Origin of the sequence: Capnocytophaga granulosa ATCC 51502 (assembly GCF_000411115.1) — a bacterium.
Taxonomy (GTDB): domain Bacteria; phylum Bacteroidota; class Bacteroidia; order Flavobacteriales; family Flavobacteriaceae; genus Capnocytophaga; species Capnocytophaga granulosa.
Map to the genome: position 1 here is coordinate 823,656 of NZ_KE150242.1, position 18,878 is coordinate 842,533.

Annotated in this window: 18 protein-coding genes; 4 read left to right on the forward strand and 14 right to left on the reverse strand. The window is 42.9% G+C overall.

Annotated elements, in window-relative coordinates:
* Positions 1-10 precede the first annotated feature (10 nt).
* Positions 11-2,206, forward strand: a complete 2,196-nt coding sequence (ccoN, locus tag HMPREF9331_RS03685; RefSeq protein WP_009642450.1) for a cytochrome-c oxidase, cbb3-type subunit I — start codon at positions 11-13, stop codon at positions 2,204-2,206.
* Positions 2,207-2,400: 194 nt separating this feature from the next.
* Positions 2,401-3,264 carry a cbb3-type cytochrome c oxidase N-terminal domain-containing protein gene (locus HMPREF9331_RS03695; protein WP_016419793.1) on the forward strand — a complete coding sequence of 288 codons (864 nt, stop codon included), beginning with the start codon at positions 2,401-2,403 and terminating at the stop codon, positions 3,262-3,264.
* Positions 3,265-3,361: 97 nt separating this feature from the next.
* Here HMPREF9331_RS03695 and HMPREF9331_RS03700 read toward each other — a convergent pair whose 3' ends face one another.
* The 14 genes from HMPREF9331_RS03700 to HMPREF9331_RS03765 all read right to left on the reverse strand — a co-directional run bounded on the left by HMPREF9331_RS03700 (position 3,362) and on the right by HMPREF9331_RS03765 (position 16,481).
* Positions 3,362-3,952: a Uma2 family endonuclease gene (locus HMPREF9331_RS03700; protein ID WP_016419794.1), complete on the reverse strand. Its 591-nt coding sequence runs from the start codon at positions 3,950-3,952 to the stop codon at positions 3,362-3,364.
* A 72-nt stretch (positions 3,953-4,024) separates the two neighbouring features.
* Positions 4,025-4,237 (reverse strand): hypothetical protein, encoded by a 213-nt coding sequence (locus HMPREF9331_RS03705; protein ID WP_016419795.1) that lies wholly within the window; start codon positions 4,235-4,237, stop codon positions 4,025-4,027.
* Between the two features lie 131 nt (positions 4,238-4,368).
* The gene (gene crcB, locus HMPREF9331_RS03710) at positions 4,369-4,743 is read right to left on the reverse strand and encodes a fluoride efflux transporter CrcB (protein ID WP_016419796.1); all 375 of its coding nucleotides are present in this window, start codon (positions 4,741-4,743) and stop codon (positions 4,369-4,371) included.
* A 93-nt stretch (positions 4,744-4,836) separates the two neighbouring features.
* Positions 4,837-5,040 carry a hypothetical protein gene (locus HMPREF9331_RS03715; protein WP_016419797.1) on the reverse strand — a complete coding sequence of 68 codons (204 nt, stop codon included), beginning with the start codon at positions 5,038-5,040 and terminating at the stop codon, positions 4,837-4,839.
* Positions 5,041-5,088: 48 nt separating this feature from the next.
* On the reverse strand, positions 5,089-5,640 hold the full coding sequence (locus tag HMPREF9331_RS03720; RefSeq protein WP_016419798.1) for a hypothetical protein: 552 nt from the start codon (positions 5,638-5,640) through the stop codon (positions 5,089-5,091).
* A gap of 16 nt (positions 5,641-5,656) precedes the next feature.
* Positions 5,657-6,505 (reverse strand): YwqG family protein, encoded by an 849-nt coding sequence (locus tag HMPREF9331_RS03725; RefSeq protein ID WP_016419799.1) that lies wholly within the window; start codon positions 6,503-6,505, stop codon positions 5,657-5,659.
* A gap of 101 nt (positions 6,506-6,606) precedes the next feature.
* Entirely contained in the window at positions 6,607-9,513 is a 2,907-nt protein-coding gene (locus HMPREF9331_RS03730) for a serine hydrolase domain-containing protein (RefSeq protein WP_016419800.1), read from the reverse strand.
* Between the two features lie 175 nt (positions 9,514-9,688).
* Positions 9,689-10,450 (reverse strand): tryptophan synthase subunit alpha, encoded by a 762-nt coding sequence (gene trpA / locus HMPREF9331_RS03735; protein WP_016419801.1) that lies wholly within the window; start codon positions 10,448-10,450, stop codon positions 9,689-9,691.
* Positions 10,443-11,630, reverse strand: a complete 1,188-nt coding sequence (gene trpB / locus HMPREF9331_RS03740) for a tryptophan synthase subunit beta (protein ID WP_016419802.1) — start codon at positions 11,628-11,630, stop codon at positions 10,443-10,445. Before trpB ends, trpA begins: the two co-directional genes overlap by 8 nt.
* 9 nt (positions 11,631-11,639) lie before the next feature.
* A complete protein-coding gene (locus HMPREF9331_RS03745; protein WP_016419803.1) occupies positions 11,640-12,263 on the reverse strand; it encodes a phosphoribosylanthranilate isomerase in 624 nt (207 codons plus the stop codon).
* The gene (trpC, locus tag HMPREF9331_RS03750) at positions 12,263-12,991 is read right to left on the reverse strand and encodes an indole-3-glycerol phosphate synthase TrpC (RefSeq protein WP_016419804.1); all 729 of its coding nucleotides are present in this window, start codon (positions 12,989-12,991) and stop codon (positions 12,263-12,265) included. The genes HMPREF9331_RS03745 and trpC overlap by 1 nt, the downstream gene beginning before the upstream one ends.
* A 136-nt stretch (positions 12,992-13,127) precedes the next feature.
* Complete coding sequence (locus HMPREF9331_RS03755; protein ID WP_016419805.1) at positions 13,128-13,565, reverse strand: hypothetical protein; 438 nt, start codon at positions 13,563-13,565, stop codon at positions 13,128-13,130.
* A gap of 7 nt (positions 13,566-13,572) precedes the next feature.
* Complete coding sequence (gene trpD, locus HMPREF9331_RS03760) at positions 13,573-15,207, reverse strand: anthranilate phosphoribosyltransferase (RefSeq protein WP_016419806.1); 1,635 nt, start codon at positions 15,205-15,207, stop codon at positions 13,573-13,575.
* Positions 15,204-16,481, reverse strand: coding sequence for an anthranilate synthase component I family protein (locus HMPREF9331_RS03765; protein WP_016419807.1), 1,278 nt, complete (start codon positions 16,479-16,481; stop codon positions 15,204-15,206). The genes trpD and HMPREF9331_RS03765 overlap by 4 nt, the downstream gene beginning before the upstream one ends.
* A gap of 186 nt (positions 16,482-16,667) precedes the next feature.
* Here HMPREF9331_RS03765 and radA point away from each other — a divergent pair, with 186 nt between their 5' ends.
* Together radA and HMPREF9331_RS03775 are read left to right on the forward strand one after the other, a co-directional pair.
* A complete protein-coding gene (gene radA / locus HMPREF9331_RS03770; protein WP_016419808.1) occupies positions 16,668-18,044 on the forward strand; it encodes a DNA repair protein RadA in 1,377 nt (458 codons plus the stop codon).
* A gap of 34 nt (positions 18,045-18,078) precedes the next feature.
* Entirely contained in the window at positions 18,079-18,873 is a 795-nt protein-coding gene (locus tag HMPREF9331_RS03775; RefSeq protein WP_016419809.1) for an alpha/beta hydrolase, read from the forward strand.
* Positions 18,874-18,878: the final 5 nt, after the last annotated feature.

Below are 18,878 nucleotides of genomic sequence, written 5' to 3' on the forward strand. Positions count from 1 at the left end.
TCATTTTTTTATGGAAATGGAACAATTTTATTACGACAACAAAATTGTTAAGAACTTCATTTATGCGACGCTCTTTTGGGGTGTTGTAGGAATGAGTGTGGGCTTGCTATTGGCCTACTATTTTCTGTTTCCTACGCTTACCGAAGGCGTATCGTGGTTGAGCTTTGGTCGCTTGCGTCCATTGCATACCAATGCGGTCATCTTCGCTTTCGTAGGGAATGCTATTTTTGCAGGGAGTTACTACTCTATGCAGCGTTTGCTTAAGGCACGTATGTACAGTGATTTCTTAAGCAAACTTAATTTTTGGGGCTGGCAGCTAATCATCTTAGGCGCTGCTATTACTTTCCCTATGGGCTTTAGCACTTCCAAGGAGTATGCAGAGCTGGAATGGCCTTTTGATATTGCCATTGCAATCGTGTGGGTGGCTTGGGGTGCCAATATGATTGGAACCCTCATCAAGAGAAGACAGCGCCACATCTATGTAGCCATTTGGTTCTACTTAGCTACTTTCGTAGCGGTGGCCTTGCTGCACATCTTCAACAACTTGGAGTTCCCTATCTCCCTTACCTCCATGAAGAGCTACTCGGTATATGCAGGGGTACAAGATGCCTTAGTGCAATGGTGGTATGGGCACAATGCGGTGGCTTTCTTTTTGACAACCCCTTTCTTGGGACTGATGTATTACTTCATTCCTAAGGCTGCCGAAAGACCCGTATATTCGTACCGACTCTCCATCATTCACTTTTGGAGCTTGATCTTTATCTATATGTGGGCAGGGCCTCACCACTTACTCTATACTGCCCTTCCTGAATGGGCACAGAACCTTGGGGTGGTATTCTCCGTAATGCTCGTAGCGCCTTCTTGGGGAGGTATGATCAACGGACTGCTTACCCTACGTGGTGCTTGGGACAAGGTACGTACCGACCCTGTGCTTAAGTTCTTGGTAGTGGCTGTTACTGGCTATGGTATGGCTACTTTTGAAGGACCTACTTTAGCGCTAAAGAACGTAAATGCAATTGCCCACTTTACCGACTGGATCATCGCTCACGTACACGTAGGAGCACTCGCATGGAATGGATTCCTTACCTTTGGTATGATCTACTACCTCGTGCCTAAGATGTGGAAAACCAAGCTCTACTCTGTACGTATGGCCAATACCCACTTCTGGATAGGTACCTTAGGAATCGTGTTCTATACTATTCCACTCTATATCGCAGGCTTTACCCAAGCTACCATGTGGAAACAGTTCTCCCCCGACGGAAACTTAGTATATGGTAACTTCCTTGATACAGTCAATGCCATTATGCCTATGTACGCTATGCGTGCCATAGGAGGAACACTCTATATCACTGGAGCTATCTTGGCCGTTATCAATGTTATACAGACTATCCGCCAAGGACAAGCTGTAACCGATGAGCTTGCCGAGGCACCAGCCTTAGCACCTATCAGCAAGAGACGTGTGGCTGGTGAGACACTTCACCACTGGCTCGAAAGAAAACCTGTACAAATGACCATTTGGGCTACTATAGCTGTGGCCATAGGAGGTGCAGTACAGATTATCCCTACCCTATTGGTTAAAGAAAACATTCCTACCATAGCCGAAGTAAAACCTTATACCCCACTCGAATTGGAAGGTCGCGACCTATATATCCGTGAGGGTTGTGTGGGCTGTCATACCCAAATGGTACGTCCGTTCCGCAGCGAGGTAGAGCGCTATGGAGAGTACTCCAAGGCTGGAGAGTTCGTCTATGATCGTCCGTTCCTATGGGGAAGTAAGCGTACCGGACCTGACTTGCACCGCTTGGGTGGTAAGTACAACAACAACTGGCACTTCAACCACATGCTGGATCCAAGACAGACCTCTGCAGGAAGTATCATGCCTTCTTATCCTTGGCTGATTAAGAATGAGCTAAACACCGACAGACTCCTACAGAAGATGCGCACCCTTGCCAAATTAGGCGTACCTTACAACGAATCCGACTTCAAGTTTGCTCATGAAAACTTAGACGTACAAGCGCGTGCTATCGCTAATAGCTTGCAGAACGACCCTAACTTTGTGGCTGACTATGAGGCTTCTAAGAAAAATGCCGAGGTTCGTGGAGAGCAATTTATCCCCATCGAAAAACGTGAAATCGTGGCTATGATTGCCTACTTACAACGATTGGGTGTAGATATCAAAGCAAAAAAAGAAACCGCTGAAAAATAATTCGTTATGATGAAGTTTATCAAACACCACATGGCCTCCATCGAAGGTGTTTCACTTTACCCGATTATTTCTTTGATTATTTGCTTTACTTTTTTCATTGCCCTTTTCTGGTGGGTATTCTCCTATAAGAAAAAGGACTTGAATGAGATTAGTAACCTTCCTTTAAACGACGACGATCAAAACAACAACATTTTATGAGAAATTTATTAGCTTTAATACGTATTCTTATCATTGTAGGCTTCGCTGCCTTATTGTTAGAATATATATATGGGACAGAAGCAGCTTCGGCCATTACTTCTATCCCTTCCATTGGCGGCTTTCTGATCTTTCTGACTCTTATCCTTATCGGCATAGAGATGGTTGCCTACCGCAAGGAAGACCTTTTAGACCACTTGCTTTCTGATGAGCAAAAACGCCAAAGAGAGCTGGCCGAACAAAACAGTTGGTGGGGACGCTTTGTCGCCAAAATGCTTGACCAGAAGCCTTTGGAAAAAGAATCTGAGATTATCCTTGACCATAACTACGATGGTATTCAGGAGCTAGACAACAACCTCCCTCCTTGGTGGACATACCTTTTCTACGCATGTATCATCTTTGCTGTAGTGTATCTGTTCAAGTATGAAGTATTCGGTGGCCCTGACCAAAAAGCTGAGTACGAACAAGAACTCACCGATGCCAAATTAGCCATTGAGGCTTTCAAAAAGGCCAATCCAGGTATGATTGATGCTGATAGCGTTACGGAACTCTCCGATGTGGCTAGCCTACAAGAAGGGAAGAGCATCTTCCAAGCCAACTGTATCATGTGTCATGCTCCTGACGCTGGTGGAGGAATAGGCCCTAACCTTACCGATGACCACTGGATTCTAGGTGGTGGTATCAAGAATGTATTCCACACCATCTCCGAAGGAGGGCGTGAAGGTAAAGGAATGGTTGCCTGGAAAGCTACCCTTACCGCTAAGCAACGCCAACAGGTAGCCAGCTATGTACTATCCCTACAAGGTAGCAGCCCAGCTAGCCCTAAAGCTCCTGAAGGAGATATCATTTGGAAAAAAGAATAATCGTTATCAATTGTTAATTATCAATTGTTAATTGTTAATTGAAAAGTGCTTGTAGTTCTAAGTTCTACAAGCACTTTTTTTGCAAGATAATAGCATACTATAGCCTAAAAATATCCTCCGTTGCTACTGTTAACTCTGGAAATTTAGCGGAAGAAACCATATCTCCCTCTATGATAGGAGGAAGAGCGCGGTATTTGCCATTTTCAAGTACAAACTGGGTAATTTCCTTGTCAATAGGGCGTACTACCCAATATTCGTATACACCTGCTTCTTCATAGAGTTCATATTTGTAGCGCATCTCTTTCTTAGTATTGCCTGGTGATAGTATCTCAATAATCAGATCAGGCGCGCCTAAACAACGCTTATCGTTCTCTAACTTTTTAGGATCACACACCACACAGATATCAGGCTGTACGACACTATCTTCTACGCCCTTTTTGTTCTTGAGTACTACATCAAAAGGAGCTGCAAAAAGTTTGCAGGATTTTCCTTTGAAATAATGATACATCTCACCATACAAATTCCCAGATATTTTTTGATGAGAAATAGCAGGGGCTGGACTCATCTTAAAGATTTTACCTTTGAGGATTTCTAACCTATCTTTTATTTTCCAAAGCACATAATCAGCATAGGTATATACACCATTGATAAGGTCTAATTCTTCAATATTAGTAATAACGTCACTCATAGTAAGTATTTTTAGATTATCAGAGACAAAGATAGTGATAAATCACCAAATTGCCAAATCATTTTTCAGAACTTACTGCCCCATTTGCGATAAAGCAAACAGCGGACATACTCTTACTATACGTTCTGCCTTATCTTCTGTATCGGTATAGGTGAACACTCCGAAATTCTCCAATGAGGCTGCTGATTTGCCTACTTGCCTTGCTCCCCTTAGTAACAAAGGTTTGCGAGTAGGGCGTAAAGCCCATTCTTTTAAGTAGTTGTCTATTAACCTTGGGTAATACATCTTATAAGTAGTTATATATCAGGCGACAAAGGTACAAAAATTAAATTATCCAAAGAAATAAATCATCGTTTTTTGCAAAAATCCAAAGAAATAATTTACCCATTTTTGCAAAAATCCAAAGAAATAATTACCTAATTACCCAACAGTCTCATTCCTCCAAAGCACGCTCCTACTCCCAGTCCTACACTGCCTACCACGTAAAGAGTAGCTTTTAGATATTCATGCTGTTCTAATAACTGTACGGCTTCAAGTGAGAAAGTGGAGAAGGTAGTAAAACCACCCAAAACCCCTGTCATTAGCAATAAAGGCAAAAGAGACTCCCCTACCCTATTTTTGAAGTAGCTATACAACAGCCCTATCAAAAAGCAGCCTAAGACATTCACCACCATAATACCTATGGGAAATGCCCACTCACGTCCCACCCTACTAAAGGCTCCAGAGAATATATAGCGTAAGGCTCCACCTACAAAGCTACCCAATCCTACAAATAGTATTTCTTTTGTCATTTTCTTAATTTTTAATAACTCCTATTATAGTCAAACAAAATTACTTTTTCTATCAACTTTCCGCACTGACACATTTCTTTAATCGATTTGTTATCATAATTGTTCCTCTTCTATTTCCATTAATAAATATTCCTGCAAACTTCCGCTTACTTTTGTACCATTACAGAAGAGTTCAAAAGGATATTCTTGCCCTTTAAAAGTAGCTATTCCATCAACATAGGTTCTATATCGAATAAAAAGTCTACCTACTTCTGAAGAAAGATAGGAATCTACTTTATTTTTAAAATTGCTTGTCATTACCTATATTTGTTTGGGTTATTTTTCTACAATTCTGCTACTTAATCGTTATGAACATTGCCAAAAGCCGGCGATTATCTCTCCCGTGTCATTGTGTTTGTATAAATACAATGCTCCAAAATTAAAAACATCATCAAAAACTCCCTCTATGTATCCTTCTTCATCAATCATTAAAAAGAATGAATAATTATCTGCTAAAAGTTGTCTGTAATAGAACTCTTTATCTTGAATAAACCTCGGACTTCCTCCTGCTTTTATAAATAAAAATTTACCCTCTTGTTTTTCCGTATATCCGCCTATGGAAAATATAGCGTTGTTGAAATTTTCTAAACGATATTCTGAATGAACACCCATTGGAGCGTATTTGTGTTCAATTACTTTTATATCAATATTGGGATAAATGCTGTTGTCCACTAACTTTTCAATATCCTTTGTAACTAAAATAGATAACATCTTATCCTCTTTCTCCGGATGAACAAGTGTTGCATAGAAAGCATATCCTTCGGGGATTTCTGTTTCTATATTTATGGGAGGGTTCCCTCCTATACGTCCCTTAATACTTTCGTTATAGGGGATACATTGTGCATATAATGGGGTCATACTTTAAATTATATCTTTAGCTCTGATAATTATCTTCCCAATGAAAAAATATATTATCAAACTTACAATTATCCAGATCTTCAGGGGAGATAAAAAAGTTAGCTACACCTCCGAGATTTCCCCAACAAATCTCTTCCCCTTCTACGTTATCAATATCTATTTGCAGGAGTAGGAAAGTATGAGGGTCATTTTCTTCACGAGGATCATACTCAATAAAGTAAGGATAACCGCCTATTTTGTGTCCAGTGGGCTCTTTCAGTAGATAGGCATTGATTTTCTCACAAATATCATCAGGTACTTCATCAAAAAACTCATCAATGGTAGTTATATGAGTTGAAAAGGCTTCATTCCATTTCTCAAAAAAGAGTTGGGTAGCAGCTCTTTCTTCTAAAGAAATACTCTCTGTGTCCTTTTTGAAATGCAAAGCAAATTGCCTTTTAGAATTGAAAGGTAGATTTTCATTATCAAAAGTATAATCGTTGATAAAATCGTCTATAGGTAGGGCTTCTCCAAAATCGGGATAATAGATCACCCGCTTAAAATCATTGCTACAAGGGGCTCCATAATCCAACCCATATAGAGGAGCTTCTGTAGCAGCAATCCAAAACTGCAAGAGTCCTTTCTTGGGGTATAAAGTATTCTCCGGCAACTGCTCACAATTGATTTGTGCCAACATAAACAGCGGTTTGCCTTCGACATCGGTAGGCAGCACAGCTCCCTGAGGAATGTAAGGTATTCCGCCCAACTTGCTATCGGTAAGCGCCAAGTTATCAGCTAAGGACAGCGAAATGCGAATTACCTCACGATAAGTCATAGCATTGAGGTCGGCCACTAATTGTTCGATTTGTGCTTGTGTAGGGGTCATATACTAAAAACTCAAAACTCAAAACTCAAAACTCAGAACTCAAAACTCAGAACTCAAAACTCAGAACTCAAAACTCAAAACTCAAAACTCAAAACTCAAAACTACATTATGGATTCTTGTACTACCTTTTGGATTTTGGCACGGATATTCTCGGTAATCAACTTTTTGTTATCAGCGGTAGGAAAAGTACGGTTGGAGAGGAAGACATAGATGGTCTGAGTGGCAGGGTCTGCCCAAGCCAAGGTACCTGTAAAGCCTGTATGTCCAAAGCTCTCAGGCGATACACAGCCACAGGTATAACCTCCCTGTCCAGGAAGTTGCGGTTTGTCAAAGCCCAAGGCACGTCGGTTGCGTTCGGAGATAAAATACGTTTTATTGAAAGCATCAAAAGCATTGGCGGAGAAGTAGCGTACCCCTCCGTAATAGCCCTTTTGCAAATAGAGCTGCATCATCTTGGCCACATCGTTGGCTGTACCAAAAAGTCCTGCATGACCTGCTACTCCACCGAGCATAGCAGCCCCTTGATCATTTACATAACCACGGAGAAGCTGTTGGCGGAAGTTCTTATCCTCCTCCGAAGGGGCTATCTGTTCCTTAGGAAAATGATCTAAAGGGCGGTAAGTGAGCTGATAGGCACCCATACTCTTATAAAAATCTTTTTCTACCAACTCATTCAGCGGTTTGCCCTTGGTATTCTCTATATATTTTTGAAACAAATAATAAGAAAGATCGCTATAAAGGTATTTTTTTTGCTTGATCAGGTCACTTTTCGCAATAGATTGTAGGATCGTATCACGATAATGATCTGTGATAAATATATTTTCGGCCACTTGAGTTGGATATTTGGGCGTAAGTGTCGAGTTATAGATATCAGAAGAGAGGACTTTGGTCTTTGTATCCATAGTTCTACGATAGAAAGGCAGCCAAGCCTGTAATTGTCCATAGTGAGAGAGTGCCTCCTTGACGGTGATATTGGCTTTATTGGTACCACTGAGCATAGGGAGCAGCGTAGAGAGGGAAGCATTGAGCTTTATTTTCTGTTTGTCATATAGGTCAATTAGCTCAGGCAAGGTAGAGAGAATCTTGGTCAGTGAAGCCAAGTCATATAAGGTGTTATTGGTTACCTGTTCGGCGTTTTTATCATAGGTACAGCGGCCAAAACTCTTCTGATAGACCACTACCCCATTGCGTGCTACTAATACTTGAGCCGAGGGGGTCATTTGCTTTTGAATAGCTTCGGTTACTATAGAGTCTATTTTGTAAAAATTTTTCGAGTTCAATCCCGCATTCTCAGGTAGGCCATAGGCCAAGCGATTGAGGGGTTTGGTAGGTAGGTTACGACCAAAGAGGATACTCTTATGGGCGGTTACCGGCAAGACACCCTCAAAAGGAATCGCCCCATAGATGAGTTGGGCTGCTTTCTGCTGCGCAAAAGGTACATTCTGGTAGGCCACCACCACAGCCGCAAAATGGCTGAGGTCTGGCAAGTCCAAAAGGGCATAAGGTTTGGTAAAGATAGAGAGTATCACCTCCTTTTTCTCCTTGACTATGTTCTGGAGGAGAGCTAACTCCTGAGCATTGAACTTATATTCTGTCCAAGGAGAAGCGCTAGAGCGGTGCAGACCAATGATAATACGGTCGTAGGGTGCCATTTCTTTCTTGAGTGCCTCCCATGAACCACTCTTGAGCTGTACTACGTCCTGATAATAGCGTAAATTCTTGAAAAACTCCCACCCTGAATCATCACCAAACTTGATGTATGCAGTCTTCTTAGTATCTAAATTCTTTAGTGGCAGTACATTTTTAGGGTTTTGGGCTAAGGTAATGGCCTTCTCATAGATTTTTTCTACAAGTAGGTCGTCCTCCTTGGTATTAAGGTCTTGGGTAAGGTTGGTTAGTGACACAGGTTTGTACTTATTAAGTCCTGCCCAGTACTTAGCTTTAAGTATCTTTTTCACCGAATGTGCCAAGCGGTATTCGTTGATCTCTCCTTTCTCGTAAGCCTTCTTGAGTGCTTCTATCCCTTTGATTGGGTCGGAGGACATCAAAAGGATATCATTACCCGCCAAGAAAGCCTGTAGATCCACTTGGGAAGACTCGGCATAGTCGGCCACGCCCTTCATCCCCAAGGCATCGGAGAAGATGAGTCCCTGAAAGCCCATTTGCTGCTTGATCAGTCCAGAGACCACTTTGTAGGAGATAGAGGTAGGCTTGCCCTCATCTAAGGCAGGTACATTCAGGTGACCTACCATAAGGGAGGCCACTCCTGCACTGATAAGCTGTTGGAAGGGGTAGAACTCGGTACTCTCCAAGCGTTCGCGAGAGAAGGAGACAGTAGGGAGGGTCTTATGAGAATCCTTTTCGGTATCCCCATGACCAGGGAAGTGCTTGCCACAAGCCAATACCCCTACGCTCTGCATGCCCTTGGTGAGAGCTACGCCTTTCTGGGCAACATTGAACTTGCTTTCGCCAAAAGAGCGGTTACCTATGATAGGATTTTTTGGATTGGTATTGATGTCAATATCAGGTGCAAAATCAATATGCACTCCTAAGCGCTTGCAGTGTTGGGCGATACGTTTGCCTGTTTGTTCCACCAAGCCATTGTCCTTGAGGGCGCCCAAGGTCATATTCCACGGAAAGGCATAAACGGAATCAAGGCGCATAGCCAGTCCCCACTCAGCATCCATAGCCACCAAGAGCGGTGTTTTGGCCATAGACTGGAACTCATTGGTAAGTTTTGCCTGAGCCACAGGGGAACCTTTGGAGAAGATAATCCCCCCAATATGATATTTCTTAATCAAATCCTTGATAGGTTTCTGCTGCTTGGCTGTATGCGAACTAAAAGCCTGAACCATAAATAGTTGTCCTATTTTTTGATCCAAGTTCATGGAGTTATACAGGCTATCCACCCAGCGGGTTTGTGCTTGTTCGTCTTTGGTACGAAGTGGGTCTATCTGCTGAGAGAAAGCTACCAAAGAGGAGAAAAACAGTAAGAAAAAGAATCTCATTTTGCTTTTTATTTTAAAGGGCAAAAATAAGGAAAAATACCCCCCATAGCAAAAACTACTTTTAAACAAAACGAAAGGGAGGATTGCTAATAATAAAAGGATAATTTGCGAACAATAAAAGGGCGAATTGCCATTCGCCCCTACAAATTAACAATTAACCATTAACAATTAATCATTATTTAAAGAGTTCATTTATTTGAGTAATCGTCTCTTCGAGGTTGTTGGAGCTAGTAAGTGCCACAATACTAGTACCTACGATGACCCCATCGGCATATTGGCGCATCTGCGCTACATCGGCATGGGTCTTGATACCAAAACCTAAGGATACAGGTAAGGAAGTCTGGGATCTCACTCGCGCAATAAACTCCTGAAGACGTGACAAATCCACTTGTTTGCTTCCTGTAACCCCCAGAGAACCCACAGCATATACAAAACCATCGCCTAAGGAAGCTATAGAGGCGATACGCCCCTCGGAAGTTACACTCACTAGTGGAATAAAAGCAATATGGTGCGCCCTAAGTTTTTCTACCAGCTCTTGCGCTTCTTCATAAGGCAGGTCAGGGATAATCAGCCCGCTGATACCCACCTCTGCACATTTCTGCAAAAAGGCATCTACTCCATAAGCAAAGACAAGATTGTAATAGACCAAGAACACTAAGGGTTTATGTACTGTGCCTTTTACCGAAGCGAGCAGGTCAAAGACCGTATCGGTAGTTACTCCTGCTTGGGAGGCGGCAAAAGAAGCCTGAGAGATGAGCTTTCCATCGGCCAAAGGGTCAGAGTAAGGAATACCTATCTCCAAGATATCTATGACTGTTCTATCCAAATTGGAGAGGAACGATTTGGTAAAATCCACAGAGGGATAACCTGCCACAATGTAACCTATATTAACCTTTTCTTTTTCACTGAAAACAGTAGCAATGGTATTCTTATTCATATTTTTCTCCTTTTAATACTGAAAAAACGGTGTGCATATCCTTGTCGCCCCTACCTGATACATTTACCACAATGGTTTGCTTTTTATCCTTAGGAAGCGTTGGACACAATTTGTCTAAATAGGCCAAAGCATGCGCACTCTCAATAGCTGGAATAATACCTTCCTTACGAGTGGTCAGCAGCAGCGCATTCATAGCCTCCTCATCGGTAATAGGAACATAGTGAGCTCTTTTGGTTTGGAACAAATAAGCATGTTCAGGGCCTATTCCTGGGTAGTCCAAGCCTGCTGAGATAGAATGTACAGGGCTTATCTGTCCGTACTTGTCTTGCAGAACATAGGTTTTCATTCCATGAATAATTCCCTCGCGCCCTAGGGTAAGAGTGGCAGCATGTCGCTCGGTATCTATACCCTCGCCCCCTGCCTCAGCTCCATAGAGCTCGGTAGAGGTATCGTCCAAAAAGCCTGAGAAAATGCCTATCGCATTGCTTCCACCGCCTACACAAGCGATGATGTGGTCGGCATGCTTACCTAAAGCGGTGAGTTGCTCTCGTGCTTCACGACCTATCACCGACTGGAAGTCTCTTACGATCGTCGGATAAGGGTGTGGCCCCACGGCAGAACCTATCACATAGAAAACTGTTTCTATCTCAGCCACCCAAGACTGTATCGCTGCTGTGGTAGCCTCCTTGAGCGTTTTGAGGCCGTCCTCTATGGCAACCACCTTAGCCCCCAAAAGTTCCATACGGAAGACATTCAGTTGTTGGCGCTGCATATCCACGGCTCCCATATACACCTCACACTCAAGCCCTAAGAGTGCCGCCGCGGTAGCGGTAGCCACTCCATGTTGGCCTGCTCCTGTCTCGGCAATTACTTTTTTCTTACCCATACGTTTGGCCAAAAGTACTTGACCTAAGGCATTATTGATCTTATGTGCCCCTGTGTGGTTGAGATCTTCTCGCTTAAGGAAGATATCATGTCCGTAGTGCGCACTGAGGTTCTTGGCATAATATAAGGGTGTAGGACGACCTACATAATTCTTGAGCAAATCCTCCAATTCTGCTTGGAACTGAGGGTCACCTTTAGCTTTCTCGTATTCCTTTTCCAACTCTATTAAGGCAAACATGGCCGTTTCAGGTACATATTGCCCTCCAAAGTTTCCAAAGTAGGCTTTTTTTATCATATTATTAGGCTATTTATTGTATTTATGTATCTTTTCTATTAGTTTTTCTATCAGGGAGCGGCTTTTTCTGTCACCTTGCTCCACTTTGCTATTGACATCTATAATTGTAGGCTTATACTGGAGCGCTTCTCGTACATTCTCCTCTGAGACGCCACCGGCCAAGATAAAGCTATAGGAAGGAAGCCCTTCCAATAGTTGCCAATTGAAAGCAAAGCCATTACCCCCTTCGGCGGCTCCCTTGGTGTCTAACAGGGGAAAGGTAATATTGGGTAGATAATCACCCAACTCAGGCAGCTTATCCCATACAGGGAATGCTTTCCACACCTCTATTCCCTTAGCTGCCAGCGTCTTGCAAAAGTCGGCAGACTCTTCTCCATGCAGTTGTACCACATCTATCCCTGTAAGGCGTACCGTATCCATTATTTGTTCAAGAGGTGCATTGACAAAGACCCCTACCGTCCGCTTCCCTTCGCTATGGGCTACTTCGGTGATCTCTTTGGCCAATGTCATAGAAACACAACGAGGACTTTTGGGAGCAAAGATACACCCAAAATAATCAATAGGCAAGTCCTTCAAGTCCTGTATCTCCTCCAAACTACGAATGCCACATATCTTCAAAGCTGTTTTTTCCATTAGAATAAAAGTCCTTTCATGAGCGCTTCCCCTATAAGGAGTGCATCTACTCCCAAGGTCTCGGCATAACGTACGTCTTGCTTTGATAGATAACCGCTTTCGCTTACTACCAAGAGTGAAGAGCGTTGTCCTTCTGGAATTTGGGATAGCAGTCGCTCGGTAGTTTGCAAGGAAACCTCAAAGGTATTGAGGTTACGGTTGTTGATTCCCAAAATCTTCAACTTAGGAATACGCAATGCTCTTTGCAGTTCAGCCTCATCATGTACCTCTACCAGCACGTCCATTTGTAAGTCATAGGCCAAGGTGTGGAGTGCCTGTAACTGCTCATCGGAAAGCATTCTTACTATCAGCAAGATAGCCGAGGCCCCTAAGAACTTAGCCTGTGCTACCTGAAAAGGGGTATAGATAAAGTCTTTCCTAAGGATTGGCACCTGAGGGAAAGCCGTTACTACCTGAGGAATAAAGGTGTTATCTCCTTTGAAATAGGCTTCTTCGGTCAATATAGAGAAAGCTGCCACTCCATGCTGCACATAGTGAGCCGCTTGCTTTAAGAGGTCAAAATCCTCCAAAGCAATCTGTCCCTTGGAGGGAGAAGCCCGCTTGATCTCTCCTATGATACGTATGCCTTCTTGTGCCAGCGCCTTAAAAAAAGAGGGGCGCTCCACAGAAGTGAACTCTCGCTGGAGTTGTAGGTCTCTTTGCTGTTTTATTTGTAATAATATATCCAAAGTAATGATTAATTATCAATTGTTAATTGTTAATGCAATTCTATCGTTAAGATACAAATTTGCTAACTTTCTAAGACGCAATAAATTGCTTCTTAACGAATTAGATTATACAGATATTTTTAACTATTGATTCGCATTAATAGTTAATGCTTTCTATTTCTTTAATGAACTTATTTGTCAGAAGAACATATATAATCATAAGCATAGGAAAATATCTATAGGAATCCCAAAATATGGCAATCCATGTCTCCTCAAAAGAATAAGTACTCCAAGCGGCAACTCTATCTACAAAAAGCATATAATTAATATAGTAGAGCGTGGATAATAGAAATAATAAAATCAATCCATACAAATATACGCTCCTCTTCACTACTCTAAACAAAAGAGTAAGTAGTACTGCTAAAACACCTATTTTTATGAGTAAAAATACAAAAATATCCTCTCCTAAGGAACATTCTAAACAAGAAGAGGACATACCCCCCTTATAATCCTTCATGGATAAGAATAGGAAAATAACATCTGTTACAAAAACAGCTATTAGAAACAATATGTATTTTAATAGCTTTTGTCTCATACTCCTTTTACCTTTTATCTTTTACCTTGAAATAGTGTTCGTACACCTTTCCGCTACGGATAGCCTCCTCTATAAGCGGTTTGGCCTCAGCAGGATGCTTGACAAAGTCGGCTGTATAGAGGGCAAACATAGCATTGAGTATCACGATATCCGACTTGGGAGATTGTTCTTCTCCCTTGAGCGTTCTTAGCAGTATGTCCGCATTTTCCTCTGGAGTACCTCCCTGTATATCGGCATGGAAAGCCCTTTTGAAGCCAAACATCTCAGGGGCTATAGTATATTCAAGTATCTTTCCGTCCTTGACTTCCACAATCTTAGTCTCATCGCAGAGGGTAATCTCGTCCAACCCGTCATTACCCCTTACGACCAAGGCGTGTTTTCTACCCAATAGCTGGAGCGTCTCGGCGTACAAGCGCTGCACAGGCTCATGGTAGAGACCTACCAGCTGATACTTGAGCTTGGTATTGGGGTGCAATAAGGGGCCTAAGACATTGAACACTGTACGTATACCGAGCCTTTGCCTAACCTCCTTCACCTCCCCTACCAAAGGGTGAAAGAAAGGCGCATGGAAGAAAGCCAAGTGCTCTTTCTGGAGGTGTGTTAGTTGTTCCAAAAGTGATGTTTCCAAAGGAATCCCCAGTTGGCCTAATACATCAGAGCTACCACTTTGGCTAGTTACCGAGCGATTACCATGCTTGGCTACCTTCACCCCCATAGCCGCCACGATAAAAGCCACTGTAGTGGAGATGTTAATCGTTTTAAGGCCATCACCTCCTGTCCCACAGAGGTCTATCATAGGACTCTCATCGGCAAAGGTAGTACTATAGGCCAAAATATTCCTTACAAAAGCAGTCAGAGATTCAGGATAAAGACTTTTCTCTGAAATCAAGACCAAAAGAGCCCCTAACTGAACAATATCATACTGTTTGGTATGGATAACAGCGCAAATTTCCTTGAAATCTTCGTTGGCTAAAGGAATATTCTCCTGCAACTTCTTCAGTGCTGCCTTGAATACCTCATTGGCTCTTGCCCTCTCAAGTGTATGATCAGCTTGTGAGGGTTGTACCTTCTGAGTATGGGTGATAAAGTTCTTGATGATATGTTTGCCATACTCGGTAAAAAATGATTCGGGGTGAAACTGTATGCTATAGATAGGCTTTTCTTTGTGCTCTAAGGCCATAATGATATCATCGTCCGAAAGAGCTGTCACACGAATATTCTCAGGGAGTTGCTCCTTTCCTACATAGAGAGAGTGGTAGCGCATTACCTGAAACTGTTTGGGTAAGCCGCTGAAAAGTAGGGTATTATCATCAGTCACCGTAAGGGTAGAGGTTTTCCCATGTAGGGGCACTTCCATACGCTTAATTTCTGCCCCATTGACCAGACCAAAGGCCTGATGTCCTAAGCAGATACCCAATACAGGAATGGTTGTAGTCTTCTGAAGAATCTCCAAACAGATACCACTATCCTTAGGATGCTTTGGCCCTGGAGAGAGCACGATGCGAGAGGGTTGTAGGGCGGTGATCTGCTCCCAAGTAATCGCATCGTTGCGTACGGTTCTCACCTGCTCTTCGGTGAGTTCTTGGAGGTATTGAGCGACATTGAATACAAAAGAATCGTAATTATCTATCAGTAATATCATTTCTCTTTACAATTTTTGGTAAATACATTCAGTACAGAAGCCCGCTTGTGGCAGATTTCGTCATACTCCCTTTCTGGGGAAGAATCATAAACAATGCCTGCCCCCGCTTGGATAAAGACCTTTGAGAGCTGCTTGTCCTTGTCTGTTTTTTCAAAAAAGGCACTGCGTATGACAATAGCCAGCTGTACATTGCCATTGAAGTGTAGAAAACCGATCCCCCCTCCATATACATTACGACGGAAAGATTCGAGTTCGCTGATGATCTCCATCGCTCGTATTTTGGGAGCACCACTGAGGGTACCAGCGGGGAAAACGATAGAAATCACCTCAAAAGGAGATACTTCGGCACGCTTGGTGCCATATACATGGGACTCTATATGCATGATATGTTCGTAGCGAAGTATATGCATCATGTCTTTGACCACTACAGAACCTTTTTCGGCAAATTTGCCAATATCATTGCGCGCCAAATCCACCAACATACGATGCTCAGCGCACTCTTTGGGGTCAGCCAAAAGCTCCTGTTCTAGGCGTAAGTCCTCATTGGCATCTTTTCCACGTGGACGAGAACCTGCAATAGGGGCTATATGAATTTGGCTAGCTGTGATATCTACTAAAATTTCGGGAGAAGAACCCACCACATCACCATATTGGGTTGGGAAGTGGAACATATAGGGAGAAGGATTGGCCTTACTCAAGTAGCGGTAGAAATCAAGCGAATCCAAATTACTCTCCAAAGACAACTGCTCACTGAGTACCACTTGGAAGACATCGCCTGAACGTATATACTCCTTGGCTTTCTCTACCATTTGATAGAAATGTACCCTCTCCTGGGTAAGGTCGGTCTGTAGCTGGTAAAAAGCCTCTTGTGTTGGAGGCAACTCTTGGTTATTAGCCTCCTCTAAGAAGTGGAAATACTGCTGCTCATCACCATAGAAAGAATACACCTTACTCACCTTGGAGTAGTGCAGATAAGCCTTCGCGTTGGCAAAGACAAAGGCAGGAAAATCATACTGCCTTTGGGCTTTCTCAGGAATTTGTTCAAAGAAATGAATCGTTTCATAAGAAAACACTCCAAAAAGCCCCGCAAAAGGAGCAATGGCTTTCTGCTGCTGATGATACTGTTCTAAGGAAGAATAACTATATTGGTTAGCATCTAAGTAATCACAGTCAATACCTATAATCACCTGATTGACGTCCTCTGCCAAATAGGAGTTTTTGTATCTTTCTCTGATACGTGTATAATAAAAAAGAGGGGCGGCGGTTAGGAACATATTTTCAGTTGTTAGTTGTCAGTTATCAGTGGTTAGCGATTTAAGGCGCAAAGATAAAAAAAATTTGGTGATTTACCAATTATTTAGCATATATTCAGCAGTAAATTAGTTTTTGGCAAAATAACTCATTGGCAAATGAGCTAATTGACAAATTATTCTTATCTTTGCTGTCAAAACAAAAGACAAATGGCAAAGACAAAAACTGCTTTTTTCTGCCAGAACTGTGGGGCACAATACAGCAAATGGCAAGGACAATGTTACGCTTGTAAAGAGTGGAATACCATTGTGGAAGAGGTCATCCAAAAGGAAGAAAAACACCAATGGAAAAAGGAAGATGAGCTGGATGATAGTCCTCGCTCAAGAAAAACCAACAAATACGTCCCTTTACATGAAATCACCACGGAAAAGGAAATGCGATTGGATAGCGGTGACCAAGAGTTGAACAATGTACTTGGGGGAGGTATTGTACCTGGTTCGGTTGTACTCATAGGGGGCGAACCTGGAATAGGGAAGAGTACACTGCTGCTACAAATCGCCATGCGTATGCCCTACAAGACCCTATATGTATCGGGCGAGGAAAGCCTAAAACAAATCAAGATGCGTGGAGAGCGTATCACCAATGCTCGTAACAATTGCTATATACTTACTGAAACCAAAACCCAAAACATTTTTCAACAGATAAAAGACCTTGACCCTGAAATCCTTATCATAGACTCCATACAGACGCTCCACTCGGATTATATAGAGGCCTCGGCAGGGAGTATCTCACAGATTCGGGAATGTACAGCAGAGCTCATCAAGTATGCCAAGCTCACAGGCGTACCCGTGATTATCGTGGGGCATATCACCAAGGATGGCACCATAGCAGGACCTAAGATATTGGAACACATGGTAGATACAGTCTTACAATTCGAGGGCGATCGCAACCATGTATTCCGTATCCTCAGAGCCCTGAAAAACCGCTTTGGCTCTACGTCCGAATTGGGTATCTATGAGATGCTCTCCACAGGCCTTAGAGAGGTGAACAACCCCTCGGAAGTGCTCCTTTCCAAAACCGATGAGAATAGCTCTGGCACGGCGATAGTGGCTACTATAGAGGGTATGCGTCCGCTTATGATTGAGATACAAGCGCTTGTGAGCAGTGCTGTATATGGTACCCCTCAACGCTCCACCACAGGCTTCAATGCCAAGCGCCTGAATATGCTCCTTGCGGTACTGGAAAAGCGCGCGGGCTTCCGCTTAGGCAGCAAGGACGTGTTTCTAAACATCACTGGAGGAATCTCGGTAGATGATCCTTCCACTGACTTGGGCGTGGCTATGGCTATCCTCTCCTCCAACGAAGATGTGGCGATCCCTAAGACCTTTTGCTTTGCTGCCGAAGTAGGTTTAGGGGGAGAAATACGACCCGTACAGCGCGTAGAACAACGTATCTCGGAGGCGGAAAAGCTCGGTTTTGATACCATCTTTATCTCCAAATACTGCAAGCTCACCGCTACTAAAAGCAATATCAATATCATTGCCTATGCCAAAGTAGAAGAGGTCATCGCTCACCTCTTTGGCTAATGCTATATTTCTATAACCCTAAAACCCTAAGATTATGAAACAGATCTTTTTACTCATCGGTCTTGTCCTATCGCTCTCTTGTTCAAAGACCACTCATATAGGCAGTGCCCCAGTGCCCCCTCCCTCTGATGCCGCCATAGACCTCTCCTCTACCCTTGAAAGTCGAATCTTGGGCGGGAAGCAACACTATGCGGTATATCTTCCACCCAGCTATGCCAAGGAACCCCTGCGCAGGTATCCTGTGCTCTATCTGCTACATGGTATGTATCAGGACTATAAGAGTTGGTTCAGCGATGGAGGCCTACAGACGGCAGCCGACAAAGCCATAGCCGAAGGCGCTACAGAGATGATCATCATCTGCCCTAATGGGTTTAACTCTTTCTATTACAATACTGCGGATATGCGTTATGAAGACTTCTTTATCCAAGAGTTTGTTCCTGAGATAGAAAGGAGATACCGTATTCTTTCTGAAAAGGAACACCGAAACATAGCGGGGCTTTCTATGGGCGGCTTCGGAGCAACTTACTTAGCTTTCCAACATCATGAGCTCTTTGGCAATGCCTATTCCACGAGCGGCGGATTTATAGAACCTGTCACTACCCTACTCAAAAACATTATCAATGCTAAATTAGCTACAGAGAAAAACCATTTTCCTACTTACACCTTGGAATGTGGAGAAGAAGATGCTTTAGTGATTGAATCCAACAGAACACTCAGTCAGTTCTTGGACGAAAAACAAATAAACTACACCAAAATATTCCGAAAAGGTACTCATAACTGGAAGTTTTGGAAGGAATCACTACCAAAAATACTCCGTTCTGTAAGATAATTTTA